This window comes from Pseudoduganella sp. jia 9 (genome assembly GCF_055502615.1).
Genome location: NZ_JBUPWE010000018.1, coordinates 47,578 through 66,922 on the forward strand (window position 1 = coordinate 47,578; position 19,345 = coordinate 66,922).

A 19,345-nucleotide genomic window follows, 5' to 3' on the forward strand; every position below is an offset into this window, starting at 1 on the left:
GCACCTGAACAACGCACCTGAGCAACGCACCTGAACAACGCACCTGAGCAACGCACCTGAGCAACAACCCTGAGCGACGCACCGAACCCGGCGGCTGGATCGCTGCCGGGCGGCGCGAAGAAAGCGATCAGCGCGGCCGTTCGGCCTCGGCCCATGGGTCGTAGGTGCCGATGCTCCACACATGGCCTTCGGGGTCGCGGCAGGTGAAGCCGCGGCCGCCGTAGTCCTCATCCTGCAGCGGCAGCACGACTTCGCCGCCGGCATCCATCACCCGCTCGTGCACCCGGTCCGCGTCGTTGACGGTGAGGTAGGCGCTCTGCGTGACGAACCTGCCCGTTTCCGACGGCTGCTTCAGCAGGCGGCCATAGTCGGTGTCGAATACCGATCCCAGCATGATCATGCCGTTGCCGTAGGTAAGCTGGGCATGGGCGACCGTGCCATCTTCGTTGCGCACTACGAGGGTAGCTTCGAAGCCCAGCGTGCTGCACAGCCATTCGATGGCGGCGGGGGCGTCGCGGTAACGCAGGCAAGGCATGATGGTGGCGCGCGTGTGCTTGGGTATCGTCGTCATTGCGCTTCTCCCTGTTCTGTTGCGGGTTCCTGATAGGCGAAACCCCAATATAGACCAGCACACAGGGAGGGGCAAGCGAAGTCAGGTGCTTCCGCTTGCCCGACAGGCGGCGCATGTGCAGCCGCACGACAAGCTACATTTGCTGGAACAAATGAGTGTTGCCGCGACTGACTTCGAGCAATTCCGGGAAGTTTTTCACGCGCACCATCTGGCGCCCGCGCAGGTCGCGCATCACCTCGGCGATCGCATCCACACGCACCAGCGTGGAGCGGTGGATGCGCCAGAACTCGTCCGGATCCAGCTCGTCCGCCAGTTCCTTCAGCGGCTTGCGGATCAGCACTTCGCCCTGCGCCGTCTGCACGCGGGTGTATTTTTCGTCGGCCTGGAAAAACAGGATCTCGCGTGTGCTGATCATTCGCAAGCTGGTGCCGACCTGCGCCTGGATCCAGTGCAGATACTCGCGCTTGCCGCCGCTGCCGGGTTCCCCGGTACCGGCGCGTCCGTCGAGCAGCCGCGACAATTGCGCCGCGATATCCTGCGGCCGCTGCCCGATGCGTTCCTTGAGCCGCGCGCACGTGGTCTTCAGCCGCTCGCCGCCGACCGGTTTCAGCAGGTAGTCGAGCGCGCCCTGCTCGAACGCCTCGATCGCATACTGGTCGTAGGCGGTGACGAACACGATGTGGCAGCGGTTGAACAGCATGCGTGCCGCCTCGATGCCGGACAGGCCGGGCATGCGGATGTCGAGGAACACCACGTCCGGCTGGTGCTGGCCGGCCAGCGCGATCGCTTCCACGCCGTTCGCCGCCTCGGCCACGATCGCCAGTTCCGGCCAGCATTCGCGCAGCCGCGTGCGCAGCATGTCGCGCATCGGCTCTTCGTCGTCCGCGATCAGGGCGGTGGGGCTGCTCATGTGGCGCTGCCCGCGAAGATGTCCGGCGCGAACGGCACGCGGATGGCTGCCCGGCAACCGCCTTCGGGCGGCGTCTCGATCTGCAGTTCCGCACGCGCGCCATACATCAGCTTGAGGCGCTCGCGCACGTTGGCCAGGCCGATGCCATCGCCCGCATAGCAGGAAAAGCCCACGCCGTCGTCCTGCACGTCCACCTGCAGCATCGCGCCCGTGGCGGAGGCGCGGATATCGATCCGGCCGCCTTCGATCTTCGGTTCCAGCCCGTGCTTGATGGCGTTCTCGATCAGGATCTGCAGCATCATCGGCGGGAACGTGGCGCTCTCCAGCCCGGGCGGCACGTCGATCGACACGGCCAGCCGTGCCTTCATGCGCGCCTGCATGATCGCCAGGTAGGAACGCGACAGCGCGATCTGCCGGCCCAGCGTGCCGTTGCAGCGCGAGCGCATCTGCGGCAGCGTCGAGCGCAGGTAGTCGATCAGGTGCTGGTGGATGCGCGCCGCCTGCGGCGGGTCGGTTTCGATCAGCTGGCCGATCAGTGCCAGTGTATTGAACAGGAAGTGCGGTTCCACCTGGGCTTGCAGCGCGGCCATCCGAGCTTCCACCAGCCGGCGTTCCAGCTCTTCGGTGCCGGCCTGCTCGGAAGCGCGGCGCGCCTCGATCTCGGCCTTGCGCTTGCCGCCCGCCAGCACCTTCAGGCCCAGCGAAATGAAGATGAACGCCACCACCTGCTCGGGGTGGATTACCGGCGTGCAGGCCAGCAGCGTTGCCAGCACCCATGTGACCACGAGCTGGCGCATCGGCACCTGGGCCAGCCAGTCGAAGAATTGCCACCACAGCGAGCTGGCGGTTTCGCCCAGCTCGCGCACGAATCCCAGGGCGCCGCGGGCGCCGGTTGCCGCTGTCTTCATTGCCTGCTCATGCCTGCTTGATTGATTGATTCATTGCGATCGGACTTCCCGCGGGCAGCTTTACTGGCCGTCCGGATGTGCATGCGCGCGCTGGCGCGGCCGGTGCCGGCTGCCGCCGAGGGCACCGGCCACCAGCTTCACCAGCAGGAACAGCACGAACAGCGTAAGCGCCAGCGGCAGCACCGTGACCAGCAGCGCCAGCATCACGCACACGGCCAGCAGGGTCGGCCAGGGCATGCGCTCCAGGCGGCGCATGGCATGCCGCACGATCCGCACGGTGGCGTCATAAGCGTCGCGCAGCGTTTCAGTACAGGTTTTATTGATGGTTTTCATGGTCGTGACCTCCTTGAATCGATGCGGCCAATGTAGCGCACCCCCCAAGGCGAGGAAACGCCAATCCGACGAACGGGAAATTCGCCGGGATGACTTGCCGCAGCGACGGACAAACGGCGGCAAAAGCAACAGCAATGCGCAATAAGAACGACCAGAAATCAGTATTTTGCTTGTACCCGCGCAATGCAAATGGTTATTTGTGATATCCTATATGTAATAAATATTGCAAAACAATCACGAAGGGTAATCATGCTACGCACCAGTACCATCGCCGCTCTGCTGTCCGTCACGTTCGCCGCGCAGGCTGCGCCCGCTACCACGCCGCTGACGGCCACGCAGGTGCTGAACCAGATGAATGCCGTATCGCTGACGAATATCACGGCCACCTCGGCTGGCCACGTGCACGGCCGCACCTGGGCCGAGGGCAGCGTCACCGGCGGTGAATACGGCAACCAGCTGGAGAAGGCTCCGGCGTCGAACTACGCGGGCCTGACGGCGGGCAGCGTCAACAGCGCCACCGATGCGTGGGGCAACACGAATCGGGTGACGGTCAATCGTGGCGGCCTGGTCAGCGCGGGCTCGATCAGTGGCGTGAATGTCAACGAGGGCACCAATGTGGTGGGCGGCGCTGTCGCCAATTCCACGCTGAACCGCGCTTCGAAGGTCGGCGGCAGCGTGTCCAATTCCACGTTCAACGGCGGCGCGATCATCGGCGGCAGCGCATCGAATTCCTCCATCAACGGCGGCGCGACGATTGCTGGCGCGGTGTTCAACACGAATGTCAATGGCGGCTCCTTCAACAACCCGACGGCCGACTTCACCACCGCCAGCGCGGCCGCCACGTCGACCGATTTCAAATCGGTGCTGGGCAACCTGTCGAATTCGCTGTCGCAGCTGAAGTCGACCGGCAGCACGGTCGACTTCAGCGGCTCGAAGGCCACCTTCTCGGCGGTCGCCGATACCAGCGGCGTGGCCGTGTTCGACCTGACCGGCATCGATGAGACCCTGTTCGCGGCAAACGAGTTCGACTTCAAGCTGAACGGTGCCACCACCGTCATCATGAATACGGACATCAAGACCGCATCGATCCATGCCAACTTCCTCGGCGGCAGCGCCCGGAACGTCGGCAGCCAGGTGATCTGGAACTTCTACGATGCCACCAGCCTGACGATCAGCTCGCAGTTCGGCGGCGCCGTGCTGGCCACCGACGCCCTGGTGACGAATACCGCCGATATCGAAGGCGGCCTGTTCGCCAACGCGCTGGACCTGCGCGCCCAGGTGCACGTGCAGCCGTTCACCGGCAACGTCGATACCCTGTCGCCGGTACCTGAGCCCAGCACGATCATGATGGTCATGGCTGGCCTGGGCGTGCTCGGCATCGGCCGCCTGCGCCGCCGCGACGACCGCTTCACCCAGGCTTGAGCCTGGAACCCCGGCCCATCGCGACCGGGGTAGCGCCGTTCAGCCGTCCCGCGGCTGGATGGCCGCGATAACGAGGCGCACGATCGTCTCCTCGGCCTCCTCGTAATCCTTGCCCTGCAACTGTTTCCGGCCCAGCACCAGCGCCATCTGCGCGGAGAAATCCGCGTAGGACTGCGTCATCGCCCATATCGCGAACAGCAGGTGCGTGGCGTTGACGGGCGCGATGCGCCCGGCGGCGATCCACCGTTCGAATACTTCGATGTCGCGCCTGAGCACCGGTACCACGCGTTCCCTGATCTGCTCTCCATACAACCTGGCGCCGCCGATCACTTCCATCGCATACACGCGCGACGCGTAGGGCTGCTCCCGCGAGAAGCGCAGCTTGGCCTGCACATAGGCCCGCAGCAGGTCGGCCGGGGCGCCGCCGTCGGCAGCCTGCGCCAGGCTGGACATGCGCTCCAGCCAGTCGTCCAGCACATCGTCCAGCACGCGGCGGTACAGCTCCTGCTTGGTGGGGAAGTAGTACATCAGGTTCTGCTTCGACAGCCCGGCGCCTTCCGCGATCGTCGCCACCGACGTTCCTTCATAGCCGCATTCGGCGAACACGCGCACCGCGACCGCGGCAATGTCCGCTTCCAGCCGGTCGCGGTTCTGCATGCGGCGCGAGGCGGCAGCACGGGCTTCGTTCTTGCCGTTCATGATGGTCTCCGTGATGGCTGCGATGCGGCCTGCTGCGATGGAAGCTTTTCGAACGCCGCTTGCAGGAAGGCGCGCAGCACCGGGTCGTGCGCATACGCCACGTTGAAGCGGAACCAGATCGTGGTGCTGGGCCGCAGCAGGAAGAACTCGTCCGGCGACAGCAGGATGCCGGCGCGCAGCGCGGCATCGGCGATGCTGCGGGCGTTGCAGTCCGGCGCCGGCGGCACGTTCCAGCCGGCGGCAACGAACATGCCGCCGCGCGGCCGGGCCAGCGGCTCCATGCCCACGTCGGCCAGTGCTTCGATGGTGCGCTCGCGGCCGGCGTCCAGCTGGGCCACCAGCCGGTCCACCATCCGCCGGTAGGCGCGTCCGGTGACCGCGTGGTATACGGCGCGTTCGTTGACTTCGGAAGTCGTCAGGCCGGTCAGCATCTTCACCCGCACCAGTTCCGGCACCAGCGAGCCGGATGCGCAGATCGAGCCCACCCGCAGCACCGGCGACAGCGTCTTGGAAAAGCTGCCGACGCGGATCACGCGCCGCAGGCCGTCCATCGCCGCCAGCGACGCTTCGCCCTTGCCGGCCAGGTCGCGGTAGATGTCGTCTTCCACCAGCCAGAAATCGAACTGTTCGGCCATCGCCAGCAGCCGGTGCGCCTGCGCCTGCGACAGCGAGGTGCCGAGCGGATTCTGCAGCACCGTATTGACGAACATGAGCTTTGGCTGCCCCTGGCGCGCCTGCGTGGCCAGCGTGTCCAGGTCCAGCCCATGTTCGCCGCGCGGTATGCCGACCGCATTGCAGCCGTGGTGGCGGATCAGCGACAGCAGGTTGCTGTAGCCGGGGTCTTCGACGAACACGGTGTCGCCCGGTCGTGTCAGCGTGCGCAGGATCAGGTCGAACGCGTGGGTGGCGCCGTGCGTCAGCAGCACCTGGTCCGCCTCGGCGGGGAACAGCTCGTCGGCCAGCACGGCCGCCACGTGCTGGCGCAGCGCCGGAAAGCCCAGCGGGTGGCCGTAGCCGCGCAGGCGGTTGGCGGGGATGCGCATCGCATGGCGCACCGCATCGAGGATGGTGTCTTCGCCGTACCACTCTGGAGGCAGCCAGCCGGCGCCCACGGGCAGCGCATCGGACACGCCGGAATACAGGTCGGACGTCAGCGCATCGACCGTGACCGGGCCGGCCACGATCGCTGGCGGCAACTGCGAAGCGATGTCGTGGCGCGCCACGTAATAGCCGGAACCGCGCCGCGACAGCAGCAGGCCCAGGTTGACCAGCCGGTCGTAGGCCTCGACGACTGTGAAGGTACTCACGCCATTACACTTCGCGAATTGCCGCACCGAGGGCATCTTCGCGCCGATGCGCAACTCCCTGTCCGAGATCATCGCCGCCAGCACGGCAACGATCTTGTCGACCAGGCTCCCCTTGCTGGCCCGCTCGATGGCGATCGCCGGCCACGCGGTCGGCGCCGACGCTTCCGGCGCGGTCATTCGTCTGGATGCCATTGCTTGAACTGTAGTGTTTTTAAGACCAGTACGGTTGGAACGCGTTGCCGATTGTGTATATGTGACATAGTCATCGGCGTGTCTATTATTGCATCATCATTTTGCCAACTGGTAAATAATTTTGCGGGCCAACCGGCCCATGGGAGATCGCATGAACCGACCTGAAAACCTGTCCGCACAACATCCCGCATCGTCCGCCACGCCGTATCCCGATTCGATGGGCGCGTTCTGGATGCCGTTCACCAATAACCGCGACTTCAAGGCCAGCCCCCGGCTGCTGGTCTCCGCCGCCGGCGTGCATTACACCGACATCGACGGCAACCAGGTGCTCGACGGTACGGCCGGCCTGTGGTGCGTGCCGTGCGGGCATGCGCAGCCGAAGATCGTGGCGGCGGTGCGCGAGATGGTGGGCACGCTGGACTTCGCGCCCACCTTCCAGATGGGCCACCCGACCGCGTTCGCGCTGGCGGAAAAGCTGATGGCCTATACGAATCACAAATTCGGCCACGTGTTCTACACCAACTCGGGATCGGAGGCTGTGGACACGGCCCTGAAGATGGCGCTGGCGTACCACAAGGCGCGCGGCGAGCCGGCACGTACCCGGCTGATCGGCCGCGAGCGCGGCTATCACGGCGTGGGCTTCGGCGGCATCTCGGTCGGAGGCATCGCCGGCAACCGCAAGCAGTACGGCACCCTGCTGCCGGGCGTCGACCACCTGCCGCACACGCACAGCCTGGAAAAAAATGCCTTCACGCGCGGCGAGCCGGAATACGGCGCCCACCTGGCGGACGAACTGGAACGCATCGTCGCGCTGCACGACGCATCGACCATCGCCGCCGTGATCGTCGAGCCGGTGGCCGGTTCCACCGGCGTGCTGATCCCGCCGAAGGGTTACCTGAAGCGCCTGCGCGAACTGTGCACGAAGCACGGCATCCTGCTGATCTTCGACGAGGTGATCACCGGCTTCGGCCGCATGACGACGCCGTTCGCGGCCGACTACTTCGATGTCGAGCCGGACATGATGACCACCGCGAAAGGCCTCACCAACGGCACCGTGCCGATGGGCGCCGTGTTCACGAAAGGCTTCGTCCACGACGCCTTCATGGATGCGCCGGCCGGCATAGAACTGTTCCACGGCTACACCTACTCCGGCCACCCGCTGGCCTGCGCCGCGTCGCTCGCCACGCTCGAAGTGTTCGAGGAACAGAAGATCCTCGACCATGCGGCCGGGCTGCAGGAATACTGGGCCGACGCCGTGTATTCGCTGAAGGGCCTGCCGCATGTGATCGACCTGCGCTGCATCGGCCTGATCGCCGGCATCGAGCTGGCGCCGATTCCCGGCAAGCCGGGCGTGCGCGCGTTCACCGCCTTCAAGAAAGCGTTCGCCGACGGAGTCCTCATCCGCGTCACCGGCGACATCATCGCGCTGTCACCGCCGCTGGTGTTCGAGAAGGCGCATATCGACGAGTTGTTCGGCAAGCTGGCGAAGATCCTGAAAGAGCTGGACTGATACCGTCGCTCGGGCAGCCTGCATGCGGACCGTCGCCACAAGCGATGGCGGCCGGCAGGCAAAGCCCTCATCAACACCCCAGAAAAGCCTAGAAGGAGACATACCATGCTCGTAGGCGTACCCAAGGAAATCAAGAACCAGGAATCGCGCGTCGGCCTCACCCCGGCCAGCGTGAAGGAACTGACGCTGCGCGGCCACCCCGTGCTTGTCGAACGCCATGCCGGCGCCGCGATCGGGCTGGCGGACGCGATGTATGAAGCCTCCGGCGCCACGATCGTCGACAGCGCGCGGGAAATCTTCGAGCGCGCCGACATGATCGTCAAGGTCAAGGAACCGCAGCCGCAGGAATGCGCGATGCTGCGCGAAGGCCAGATCCTGTACACCTACCTGCACCTGGCGCCCGATCCCGCGCAGACGAAGGCGCTGGTCGCATCGAAGGCCGTATGCATCGCCTATGAAACCATTACCGGCCCGAACGGCGGCCTGCCGCTGCTGGCGCCGATGAGCGAGGTGGCGGGGCGCATGGCCGTGCAGGCCGGTGCCGCGCACCTGGAAAAATCAAAAGGCGGCATGGGCCTGCTGCTGGGCGGCGTGCCCGGCGTGGCGCCCGGCCACGTGGCCATCATCGGCGCCGGCGTGGTCGGCACCAATGCGCTGCAGATCGCCGTCGGCATGGGCGCGCGCGTGACGGTGCTCGACAAGAACGTGGACCGCCTGCGCCAGCTCGACCTGGTGTTCGGCAACCGTGTGCAGACGATGTATTCGAATGCCCATACCATCGAGGAAGCGGTGCTGGATGCCGACCTCGTCATCGGCGGCGTGCTGGTGCCCGGCGCCGCCGCGCCCAAGCTCGTCACGCGGCAGATGGTGGCGAAGATGAAGCAGGGCGCGGTCATCGTCGACGTGGCGATCGACCAGGGCGGCTGCTTCGAGACCTCGCGCGCGACGACGCACGAACAGCCCACGTTCATCGTCGACGGCGTGGTGCATTACTGTGTCGCGAACATGCCGGGCGCCGTCGCGCGTACCTCCACGTTCGCGCTGAACAACGCCACCATCGCGCACGCGCTGGCCCTGGCGGACAAGGGCTGGCAGAAAGCCCTGCTGGCAAACCCGCACCTGAAGAACGGCCTGAACGTCTGCCAGGGCCAGGTCACCTACGAAGCGGTGGCCCGCGACCTGGGCTACGACTACGTACCGGCGGACACGCTGCTGTCGTGACGCTTGCTGTCGTGACCTTTGCTGTCGCGATACGGCGCAGTCCCGACATCCAATAACCTGAAAAGAGACCAAGATGAGCGACCTGGATACCATCACCCATTACATCGGCGGCGCGAAAGCCGATACCCGCAGCGGCCGCTATGCCGACGTCTACAACCCCGCGCTCGGCGAACCGGTGGCCCGTGTGGCGCTGGGCAGCGCGGACGAAGTGGATGCCGCCGTGCAGGCCGCCCACGCGGCATTCCCGGCCTGGGCCGATACGCCGCCGCTGGCGCGTGCCCGCGTGCTGGCGAAGTACCTGCAACTGTGCCAGCAGCACACCGAGGAATTCGCGGCGATGCTGACGCGCGAACACGGCAAGACGCTGGCCGATGCGCGCGGCGAGGTGGCGCGCGGCATCGAGGTCGTCGAATTCGCGCTCGGCATTCCGCAACTGCTGAAGGGTGAATTCACCGACCAGATCGCGCGCGGCATCGATGCCTGGTCGATGCGCCAGCCACTCGGCGTCGTGACCGGCATCACTCCGTTCAATTTCCCGGTGATGGTGCCGATGTGGATGTTTCCGGTGGCGCTCGCCTGCGGCAATACCTTCGTGCTGAAGCCATCCGAGCGCGATCCTTCGCCATCGCTGCTGCATGCCGAACTGCTGAAGAAGGCCGGCCTGCCGGACGGCGTCTTCAACGTCGTGCAGGGCGACAAGCTGGTCGTCGACGCGCTGCTCGAACACCCGCATGTGCAGGCCGTGAGCTTCGTCGGCTCCACGCCGATCGCCGAATACATCTACGCGAAGGGCAGCGCCAACGGCAAGCGCGTGCAGGCCCTGGGCGGCGCCAAGAACCACATGGTCGTGATGCCCGATGCAGACATGGACATGGCGGTCGACGCGCTGATGGGCGCCGCCTACGGTTCGGCAGGCGAGCGCTGCATGGCGATCTCCGTCGTCGTCGCGATCGGTGATGCGGGCGATGCGCTGGTGAGTGCACTGGAACGGCGCACGGCCGCACTGAAAGTACGCGACGGCATGGCGCACGACGCCGAGATGGGACCGGTCGTCACGCTCGCCGCCAAGCAGCGCATCGAACGGCTGATCGGCGAAGGCGTGGAGCAGGGCGCGAAGCTGGTCGTCGATGGACGCAATTTCAAGGTCGCGGACCGGCCCAACGGTTTCTTCGTCGGCGGCACGCTGTTCGACCACGTCACGCCGGACATGACGATCTACAAGGAAGAGATCTTCGGGCCGGTGCTGTGCGTGATGCGGCTGCCGGACGTCGGCAGCGCCGTGGAACTCATCAACCGCAACGAATACGGCAACGGCGTGGCCGTGTTTACGCGCGATGGCGGCGTGGCGCGCGAATTCGTGCGGCAGATCCAGGTGGGCATGGTGGGGGTCAACGTGCCGCTGCCGGTGCCGATGGCGTTCAACAGTTTCGGCGGCTGGAAGCGCAGCATGTTCGGCGACCACCATGCTTACGGTCCGGAAGGCGTGCGGTTCTATACGCGGCACAAGGCCGTGATGCAGCGCTGGCCCAATACGGCAACGGCTGGCGCGGAATTTGCATTCCCACAGATGAAGTAAGCGACCCCCAAAGTCAGCGGCCGATGCGGTCCGGGGTCTGTCCCCGCATGGGGACGGACCCCAGCCTTTCGCCCGCACAGTGCAGTCAGGATCTCACCCAGCTCAGCCAGGAACCAGAACCATGCTCGACTCACTCAACTACATCCCGCACCCCAGCTCCTCGAACAGCGAGCTGGCCACCCACTTCACCGACCTTGCCCCGCCACTGAATGCCCGCCAGGCCGCCATCGAAGCGGCCCGCTGCCTGTACTGCTATGACGCGCCATGCACGCGCATCTGCCCGTCCGACATCGACGTGGCAAGCTTCATCCGCAATATCCACGACCGCAACGTCGACGGTGCCGCGCTCGGCATCCTGAAGCAGAACATCTTCGGCGGCAGCTGCGCGCGCGTGTGCCCCACCGAGATCCTGTGCGAAGACGCCTGCGTGCGCAACCACGATGCCGAAGGCCAGCCTGTGAAGATCGCGCTGCTGCAGCGCTATGCCACCGACAACATGAGCTTCAAGGAACACCCGTTCCAGCGCGCGAAGTCCACCGGCCGCAAGGTCGCCGTCGTCGGCGCGGGCCCGGCGGGCCTGTCGTGCGCGCACCGCCTGGCCATGCTGGGCAACGACGTCGTCGTGTTCGAGGCGCACGACAAGGCCGGCGGCCTGAACGAATACGGCATCGCGAAGTACAAACTCACCGACGATTTCGCACAGCGCGAAGTGGACTTCCTGATGGGCATCGGCGGCATCGAGATCCGCCTGGGCCAGAGGCTGGGCGACAACCTCCACCTGAAAGACCTGCACGCGAACTACGACGCCGTGTTCCTGGCACTGGGCCTCGGCGCCAGCCGGCAACTGGGCCTGACGGGCGAGGATGCGCCGGGCCTGCTGGCCGCGGTCGACTACATCGCCGCGCTGCGCCAGGCGGACGACCTTGCGGCATTGCCGGTGCCGAAGCGCGCGATCGTGATCGGTGCCGGCAACACGGCGATCGACATGGCCGTGCAGATCCAGCGGCTCGGCGCGGAAGAGGTGACGCTGGTCTACCGCCGCGGCTTCGATGCAATGAGCGCCACGCACCACGAACAGGATATCGCCAAGGCCAACCAGGTGCGCATGCGCACGTGGGCCCAGCCGCAGCAGGTTCTGCTCGATGGGGCCGGGCGCGTGCAGGGCATGCGTTTCGAGAAGACGCGCCTCGAAGGCGGCCGGCTGGTGGGCAGCGGCGAAACGTTCGAGATCGCCGCCGATGCCATCTTCAAGGCGATCGGCCAGACGATGGACGATGCGGCACTGGCCGACCCGCTCGCGACGCTGCTCAAGCGCGACGGCGACCGCATCCACGTCGACGAGCACTTCCGCACCGCGCTGCCGGGCATCTATGCCGGCGGCGACTGCGTGGCGCCGGGGCAGGACCTGACGGTGCAGGCCGTCCAGCACGGCAAGTTGGCCGCGATGGCGATCCATGCCGAACTTCAATCGAAACTGGAGGCAGCGTAATGAGCCACGAATACAGCAACCTCGCCGTCGACTTCTGCGGCATCAAGTCGCCGAACCCGTTCTGGCTGGCCTCCGCGCCGCCCACCGACAAGGCCTACAACGTGATCCGCGCCTTCGAGGCGGGGTGGGGCGGCGTGGTATGGAAAACGCTGGGCGAGGACCCGCCGGCCGTCAACGTGTCGTCGCGCTACTCCGCCATCTACGGCAAGAACCGCGAAGTCATCGGCTTCAACAACATCGAACTGATCACCGACCGCTCGCTGGACATCAACCTGCGCGAGATCACCGCCGTCAAGGAAGCGTGGCCGGACCGGGCGATTGTCGTGTCGCTGATGCTGCCCTGCGAGGAACACTATTGGGCCGACATCCTGCCCAAGGTGGAAGCGACCGGCGCGGACGGCATCGAACTGAACTTCGGCTGCCCGCACGGCATGCCCGAACGGGGCATGGGCGCCGCCGTGGGCCAGGTGCCGGAATACGTGGGCATGGTCACCGCGTGGTGCAAGAAGCACAGCAGGCTGCCGGTGATCGTCAAGCTGACGCCGAACATCACCGACATCCGCCACCCGGCGCGCGCCGCGAAGAACGGCGGCGCCGATGCAGTCTCGCTGATCAACACCATCAATTCCATCACGTCGATCGACCTGGAGCGGATGGTGGCGCTGCCCACCGTCGGCTCGGCCAGCACGCACGGCGGCTACTGCGGCACGGCCGTGAAGCCGATCGCGCTGAACATGGTGGCCGAGATCGCACGCGACCCGGAAACGCGCGGCCTGCCGATCTCCGGCATCGGCGGCATCAACAACTGGCGCGACGCCGCCGAGTTCATCGCGCTGGGGGCCGGCTGCGTGCAGGTATGCACGGCGGCGATGCTGCACGGTTTCCGCATCGTCGAAGAGATGAAGGATGGCCTGTCGCGCTGGATGGAGACGCAGGGCTACCGCACCATCGAGGAATTCCGCGGCCGGGCGGTGCCGAATACGACCGACTGGAAGTACCTGGACATGAACTTCAAGACGATTGCGCACATCAGCCAGGCCGACTGCATCGGCTGCGGCAAGTGCCACGTGGCCTGCGAGGACACGTCGCACCAGGCCGTCGCCCGCCTGGTCGACGAGGCCACCGGCAAGCGCACCTATGAAGTCATCGACAGTGAATGCGTGGGCTGCAACCTGTGCGAGATCACGTGCCCGGTGCAGGGCTGCATCACGATGGTGCCGCAGCAGACCGGCAAGGCGTACATGAACTGGACGCAGGATCCGCGCAATCCTCGGGCGGAGAGTATTCCCACCGCCGCGTGATGCATTGGGGTCTGTCCCCGCATGGGGACTGACCCAGGATTTCTACTTGAGCACAGTACTGCATGCCTGAAAGAGCACATGAACCCAGGAGAGCCGCCAGTGAACCACGACATTAAAGCCAACCCCCACCTGTGGAACGAAGACCTCGCGCCCACCACCGCCGCCCAGCGCACCTGGCTGTGGTACCACTTCGCGGCGTTATGGGTCGGCATGGTGATGTGCATTCCCGCGTACACGCTGTCCGCCAGCCTGGTCGAAGGCGGCATGTCGGCGTGGCAGGCGGTGCTGACCGTGTTCCTGGCCAACGCCATCGTGCTGGTGCCGATGCTGGCGATCGGCCATGCCGGCACCAAGTACGGCATTCCCTACGCGGTGCTGGCGCGCGCTTCGTTCGGCACCGACGGCGCCAAGCTGCCGGCCCTGCTGCGCGCCATCGTGGCCTGCGGCTGGTACGGCATCCAGACGTGGTTCGGCGGCAGCATGATCTACACGCTGCTGGGCGTGCTGATGGGGGCGCCGATCGGCGGCGAGAAGATCGGCTGGCTGGGCATCAACGGCGCGCAGCTGCTGTGCTTCCTGGCGTTCTGGGCAATCCAGATGTATTACATCGTCCACGGCATGGAGTCGATCCGCAAGCTGGAGACCTACACGGCGCCGCTGAAGATCCTGATCTGCTTCGTGCTGCTGTGGTGGGTCTGGGACAAGGCCGGCGGCTTCGGCCCGATGCTGGACAAGCCTTCCCAGTTCGCGCCGGGCCAGCCGAAGGAAGGCCAGTTCTGGAGCGCGTTCTGGCCGTCGCTGACGGCGATGGTGGGCTTCTGGGCGACGCTGGCGCTGAACATCCCCGACTTCACCCGCTTCGCCAAATCGCAGAAGGACCAGATCGTGGGCCAGTCGATCGGCCTGCCGGTGCCGATGGGCCTGCTGGCGGCGCTGGCGGTGATCGTCACGTCGGCCACCGTCGTCTTGTACGGCAAGGCGCTGTGGGATCCGGTCGACCTGGCCGCGCGGATGACCGGCGTGGCCGTGCTGGTCGCGCTGATCGTGCTGCTGGTCGATACGGTCAGCGTCAACCTGGCCGCCAACCTGGTCGGCCCGGCGTACGATTTTTCCGCGCTGGCGCCAAAGCGCATCTCGTACCGCACCGGTGGCTACATCACGGCCGGCATCGCGCTGGCGATGATGCCGTGGAAGCTGCTGGAAACCACGCAGGGCTACATCTTCACGTGGCTGATCGGCTATTCGGCGCTGCTGGGCCCCATCGCCGGCGTGCTGATCGTCGACTACTACCTGGTGCGCAAGACCGAGCTGCATGTCGCCGAACTGTACCGGGAAAACGGCATTTATTCGTATGGCACCGGCTGGAACATGGCGGCCGTCATCGCCTTCATCCTCGGCGTGCTGCCGAACATCCCCGGCTTCCTGAACGCCGCCTTCCCCGATGCGTTCCCCGGAGTCGGCGCCACCTTCAAGACCATCTATACCTATGCCTGGTTCGTGGGCATCGCGATCGCGGCCGCCGCCTACGCGGCGATGATGCAGCTGGCCGCCTTCCGTCCCGCCACGCCAATCCTGAACGGAGACACCAAATGAGCCTGATCATCCGAGGCGGTACCGTCGTCAATGCCGACCGCGCCTTCCGCGCCGATGTGCTGTGCGAGGGCGGCCGGATCGTCGCCGTCGGCGAAAACCTGGATGCACCGGCGGGCGCGCAAGTCATCGACGCCTCCGGCCAGTACGTGATGCCCGGCGGGATCGACCCGCACACGCACATGAACCTGCCGTTCATGGGCACCGTGACGGCGGACGATTTTTATACGGGGACGGCGGCCGGCTTGGCCGGAGGCACGACGACGATCATCGATTTCGTGATTCCGAATCCGCAACAACCGCTGCTGGAGGCCTACCACCAGTGGCGCGGCTGGGCAGCCAAGGCCGCAGGCGACTACACGTTCCACGTGGCGATCACGTGGTGGTCCGACCTCGTGCACGAAGAGATGGGCGTGCTGGTGCGCGACCATGGCGTGAACAGCTTCAAGCACTTCATGGCGTACAAGAACGCCATCATGGCGGACGACGAAACGCTGGTGAAGAGCTTCCGCCGCTCGCTGGAGCTGGGTGCGATCCCCACCGTGCATGCGGAGAACGGCGAACTGGTGTACCAGCTGCAGCGCGACCTGCTGGCCAGGGGCATCACCGGACCGGCGGCGCATCCGCTGTCGCGCCCCCCGGCGGTGGAAGCGGAAGCGGCCAACCGCGCGATCGCCATTGCCGGCGTGCTGGAAACGCCGCTGTACATCGTGCACGTATCGTGCAAGGAATCGCTGGATGCGATCGCGCGGGCCCGCGCGGCCGGCCAGCGCGTGTACGGCGAAGCGCTGGCCGGGCACCTGATCATCGACGACAGCGTCTACCGGAATCCCGACTTTGAATTCGCCGCCGGCCACGTGATGAGCCCACCGTTCCGCGGCAAGGAACACCAGCGCGCACTGTGGCAGGGCCTGCGCGGCGGCAATCTGCACACGACGGCGACCGACCATTGCACGTTCTGCGCCGAACAGAAGGCGGCCGGGCGCGACGATTTCACGAAGATTCCAAATGGCTGCGGCGGCGTCGAGGACCGCATGGCCGTGATCTGGGACGAGGGCGTGAACGGCGGCCTGCTGACGCCTTCGGAGTTCGTCAAGGTCACGTCCGCCAACGCGGCGCAGATCTTCAACATCTATCCACGCAAGGGCGTCGTGCAGGCCGGTGCCGATGCCGATGTCGTCGTCTGGGACCCGGCCGGCACGCGAACGATCTCGGCCAGGACGCAGTTCGCAAAGGGCGGCTTCAACGTGTTCGAGGGCCGCACCGTGAAAGGCATCCCCAGTACCACGGTCGCCGCCGGCAAGGTGGTGTTCCACCGCGGCGAACTGATGGCCGTGGAAGGCGCTGGCCGGCACGTCGACCGTCCCGCATTCAAACCTGTTTCCGCAAGCTGAGAGGACACCAGATGAACGACATGAGCGAAGGGGCAGCGATCGAGGCGCTGCGGGTCGACGGCCGGCGGCTGTGGGACGCATTGATGGAGCTGGCGCAGATCGGCGCCACCGAGAAGGGCGGCGTGAAGCGGCTGGCGCTGACGGACCTCGACCGGCAGGGCCGCGACCTCGTCGTCGGCTGGGCCAGGGCCGCCGGGATGACGGTGACCGTCGACCAGATCGGCAATGTGTTCATGCGCCGCGCCGGCACCAACGATGCGCTGCCTCCGGTGATGACGGGCAGCCATATCGATACGCAGCCGACCGGCGGCAAGTTCGACGGCAACTACGGCGTGCTGGCCGGCCTGGAAGTGGTGCGCACGCTGAACGACCATGGCATCCGCACCGAAGCGCCGATCGAGGTGGCGTTCTGGACCAACGAGGAAGGTTCGCGCTTCGTGCCCGTGATGATGGGTTCCGGCGTGTTCTGCGGAGCGTTCACGCTGGAACACGCGTATGCGGCGAAGGATGTCGACGGCAAAACGGTCGGCGAAGAGCTGGAACGCATCGGCTACAAGGGTACCCAGGTGCCGGGCGACCATCCGATCGGCGCTTATTTCGAGACGCACATCGAGCAGGGCCCGGTGCTGGAAGACGCGGACAAGGTGATCGGCGTGGTGCCCGCCGTGATGGGACTGTCATGGTATGACTGCACGGTGACCGGCATGGAAGCGCATGCCGGGCCGACGCCGATGCACCTGCGGCGCGATGCCATGCAGGTGGCCGCGCAGATCATTCCGGAAGTGGTGGCGATCGCCAACCGCTACCCGCCCTATGGCCGCGGCACGGTCGGCATGATGCAGGTCTTTCCGAACAGCCGCAACGTGATTCCCGGCCAGGTGAAGTTCTCGATCGACCTGCGCAACGTGAACGACGAGCTGCTGAACACGATGCACGAAGAGATGACGGCGTTCGTGGCGCAGGTCGCGGCCGACTCGGGCCTCGACGTGAAGCTGGAACGCGTGTCGTATTACCCGCCTTGCCCGTTCCACCCGGACGTTGTCGGCGCCGTGCGCAGCGCCACCGCGAAGCTGGGATATTCGTCGATGGACGTGGTCTCCGGCGCCGGTCACGACGCGATCTATGCGGCGCGGCTGGCCCCGTCGGGCATGATCTTCGTGCCGTGCAAGGATGGCATCAGCCACAACGAGATCGAGGATGCGCAGCCGGCGCACCTGGAGGCAGGCTGCAACGTGCTGCTGCACGCCATGCTGGAGCGGGCGAGGGTGCTGGTTTAAGGTGCCGCGATGATCGCTGCCAGCTCGGCGGCGATCTGTTGCGCCAGCTGGTGGATGTGGAAGCCATCCACGAAACCGTGATGCGCCTGCACGGAGAACGGCAACACCAGTTCGCCCGGCGCGCCGTCACGGAACTTGCCCCACGCGAGCGAAGGAATGTCCGGGCAAGCCAGGGCTGCCGTCGGATGCTGGATCGACGTGAAGGCCAGCCACGGAATGCAGGTGACGAACATCTGGTGCTTTGCCTCGCGCGGCGCCAGCGTCCGATAGGGCTCGTTGAACTGCACCATGTTCGACGCCGCCTCGCGTGCCGCGCTGCCGCGGGCGCAGAATTCGCGCAGGTCGTCCGACCATTCGAACATCGCGAAATTGAGATCGTTGTGCTGGTTGATCACCGTGAACGACGGGATCAGGCGGTCGATCTCGAACACTTCGCCGTCATGGATGCGCCAGCGGAAGTTTTCGATCTTCATCGCCGCACGCAGCACGGCGCACAGCAGCACGTGGAAGGGCGGCAGGCCGTTGTCCCTGCACCAGGGCCGGAAATCCGGCAGTTCCAGCGGGAAGCACAGGTTGACGGCCGGGCTGTCCATGCCGTCGAACATCTGGAAGCGGTCGCGCCGCCGTTCGAAGTTTTCCATAATGTGTCTTGTCATTCCGAGGGCGATATTGTCGCATGGGCGGCAAGAGCATCGACCAGTTCGCGCGCATAGCCCGGCAGGTTGTCGTAGCTGCGCGTGCACAGCAGCAGGCGGCGCCGCGTCCACGCATCCGCCAGCTTCACCACCTTCAGGTTAGCCGCGTCGCGCGAACGCACCACGGCCGATTCCGGCAGGACCGCCAGGCCGGCGCCGCTGGCCACCATGCGGCAGACCGCGTCGAAGCTGCGCACCCGCACGCGGTAGCGCAGCCGCTTGCCCAGCCTGTTGGCCTGCTCGCCGAGGTACATCTGCAGCGCACTGTCGCCGGCCAGGCCGATGAAGTCATGTTCCACCACGGCTGCGAAGGGCAGCGTGGCGTTGCGGCGCAGGCCCTTGCCGAGCGGGTGGCCCGGATGCAGCGCCAGCACCAGCCGGTCTTCGCAGAACAGCCGGGTCTCCAGGCCGCTGCTGTCGACCGAATCGGTGACGATGCCGATGTCGGCCAGGTCGTCGCGCATCGCCTGCACGATGTCACTGGACAGGCGCTCCTCGAGATCGACGTTGACATGCGGGTGTCCGGCCATGAACGCGGCCAGCACGTCGGGCAGGAATTCCGTCAGCGCCGAGGTATTGCACAGCAGGCGCACGTGGCCCTTCAGGCCGGTGGCGTATTCGCCCAGGTCGGCGCGCATCTTTTCCATCTGCTGCGTGATCAGCCGCGCGTGATGCAGCAGCGTGCGGCCGGCATCGGTCGGTTCCACGCCGCGGCGGCTGCGCTGCAGCAGCGGCACGCCGAGGGCATCCTCCATGCCACGCACGCGCGCGCTGGCGGAAGCCAGGGCAAGGTGGGCCTGCGCGGCGCCGGCCGTGATGCTGCCGCTTTCCACCACGCGCAGGAACAGTTTCAGGTCGGTCAGGTCGAATCGCATATGTCCTCTCAGCCTTCGGAGAATCCGAAGGCTGGGGCAGTATATTCCACATTTCCGGTCTCCGGCACCGGCGGC

17 protein-coding genes are annotated in these 19,345 nt (G+C 66.1%); 9 read left to right on the forward strand and 8 right to left on the reverse strand.

Annotation, left to right across the window (positions count from 1 at the left end; genetic code table 11):
* Positions 1-127 precede the first annotated feature (127 nt).
* From ACY34H_RS23060 to ACY34H_RS23075, 4 genes are all read right to left on the reverse strand, one after another.
* Positions 128-571 (reverse strand): VOC family protein, encoded by a 444-nt coding sequence (locus tag ACY34H_RS23060; protein WP_464979805.1) that lies wholly within the window; start codon positions 569-571, stop codon positions 128-130.
* A gap of 133 nt (positions 572-704) precedes the next feature.
* Positions 705-1,481, reverse strand: a complete 777-nt coding sequence (locus ACY34H_RS23065; RefSeq protein ID WP_464979806.1) for a LytR/AlgR family response regulator transcription factor — start codon at positions 1,479-1,481, stop codon at positions 705-707.
* Positions 1,478-2,389 (reverse strand): sensor histidine kinase, encoded by a 912-nt coding sequence (locus ACY34H_RS23070; protein WP_464979807.1) that lies wholly within the window; start codon positions 2,387-2,389, stop codon positions 1,478-1,480. The genes ACY34H_RS23065 and ACY34H_RS23070 overlap by 4 nt, the downstream gene beginning before the upstream one ends.
* A gap of 60 nt (positions 2,390-2,449) precedes the next feature.
* The gene (locus tag ACY34H_RS23075; RefSeq protein ID WP_464979808.1) at positions 2,450-2,722 is read right to left on the reverse strand and encodes a hypothetical protein; all 273 of its coding nucleotides are present in this window, start codon (positions 2,720-2,722) and stop codon (positions 2,450-2,452) included.
* Between the two features lie 249 nt (positions 2,723-2,971).
* Between ACY34H_RS23075 and ACY34H_RS23080 the strand changes: the two genes are divergently transcribed.
* On the forward strand, positions 2,972-4,144 hold the full coding sequence (locus tag ACY34H_RS23080; RefSeq protein WP_464979809.1) for a choice-of-anchor A family protein: 1,173 nt from the start codon (positions 2,972-2,974) through the stop codon (positions 4,142-4,144).
* A 39-nt stretch (positions 4,145-4,183) separates the two neighbouring features.
* On the opposite strand, the gene ACY34H_RS23085 is transcribed toward ACY34H_RS23080, so the two are convergent.
* Entirely contained in the window at positions 4,184-4,843 is a 660-nt protein-coding gene (locus ACY34H_RS23085; RefSeq protein WP_464979810.1) for a TetR family transcriptional regulator C-terminal domain-containing protein, read from the reverse strand.
* A complete protein-coding gene (locus ACY34H_RS23090) occupies positions 4,840-6,342 on the reverse strand; it encodes an aminotransferase-like domain-containing protein (protein WP_464979811.1) in 1,503 nt (500 codons plus the stop codon). Before ACY34H_RS23090 ends, ACY34H_RS23085 begins: the two co-directional genes overlap by 4 nt.
* 217 nt (positions 6,343-6,559) lie before the next feature.
* On the opposite strand from ACY34H_RS23090, the gene aptA reads away from it, so the two are divergent.
* The 8 genes from aptA to ACY34H_RS23130 all read left to right on the forward strand — a co-directional run bounded on the left by aptA (position 6,560) and on the right by ACY34H_RS23130 (position 17,700).
* Complete coding sequence (gene aptA, locus ACY34H_RS23095) at positions 6,560-7,852, forward strand: omega-aminotransferase AptA (RefSeq protein WP_464979905.1); 1,293 nt, start codon at positions 6,560-6,562, stop codon at positions 7,850-7,852.
* A 105-nt stretch (positions 7,853-7,957) separates the two neighbouring features.
* A complete protein-coding gene (ald, locus tag ACY34H_RS23100; RefSeq protein ID WP_464979812.1) occupies positions 7,958-9,073 on the forward strand; it encodes an alanine dehydrogenase in 1,116 nt (371 codons plus the stop codon).
* Between the two features lie 73 nt (positions 9,074-9,146).
* Positions 9,147-10,649 (forward strand): CoA-acylating methylmalonate-semialdehyde dehydrogenase, encoded by a 1,503-nt coding sequence (locus ACY34H_RS23105; protein WP_464979813.1) that lies wholly within the window; start codon positions 9,147-9,149, stop codon positions 10,647-10,649.
* Positions 10,650-10,770: 121 nt separating this feature from the next.
* Entirely contained in the window at positions 10,771-12,138 is a 1,368-nt protein-coding gene (locus ACY34H_RS23110) for an NAD(P)-dependent oxidoreductase (protein ID WP_464979814.1), read from the forward strand.
* Positions 12,138-13,439 carry an NAD-dependent dihydropyrimidine dehydrogenase subunit PreA gene (preA, locus tag ACY34H_RS23115; protein ID WP_464979815.1) on the forward strand — a complete coding sequence of 434 codons (1,302 nt, stop codon included), beginning with the start codon at positions 12,138-12,140 and terminating at the stop codon, positions 13,437-13,439. Before ACY34H_RS23110 ends, preA begins: the two co-directional genes overlap by 1 nt.
* Before the next feature lie 78 nt (positions 13,440-13,517).
* Positions 13,518-15,032, forward strand: a complete 1,515-nt coding sequence (locus ACY34H_RS23120) for an NCS1 family nucleobase:cation symporter-1 (protein ID WP_464979816.1) — start codon at positions 13,518-13,520, stop codon at positions 15,030-15,032.
* Positions 15,029-16,423, forward strand: coding sequence for a dihydropyrimidinase (gene hydA, locus ACY34H_RS23125; RefSeq protein ID WP_464979817.1), 1,395 nt, complete (start codon positions 15,029-15,031; stop codon positions 16,421-16,423). The genes ACY34H_RS23120 and hydA overlap by 4 nt, the downstream gene beginning before the upstream one ends.
* Before the next feature lie 11 nt (positions 16,424-16,434).
* Positions 16,435-17,700 (forward strand): Zn-dependent hydrolase, encoded by a 1,266-nt coding sequence (locus tag ACY34H_RS23130; protein ID WP_464979818.1) that lies wholly within the window; start codon positions 16,435-16,437, stop codon positions 17,698-17,700.
* On the opposite strand, the gene ACY34H_RS23135 is transcribed toward ACY34H_RS23130, so the two are convergent.
* Entirely contained in the window at positions 17,697-18,341 is a 645-nt protein-coding gene (locus ACY34H_RS23135; RefSeq protein WP_464979819.1) for a CatA-like O-acetyltransferase, read from the reverse strand. The genes ACY34H_RS23130 and ACY34H_RS23135 overlap by 4 nt on opposite strands.
* Before the next feature lie 11 nt (positions 18,342-18,352).
* Positions 18,353-19,270 (reverse strand): LysR substrate-binding domain-containing protein, encoded by a 918-nt coding sequence (locus ACY34H_RS23140; protein ID WP_464979820.1) that lies wholly within the window; start codon positions 19,268-19,270, stop codon positions 18,353-18,355.
* Positions 19,271-19,345: the final 75 nt, after the last annotated feature.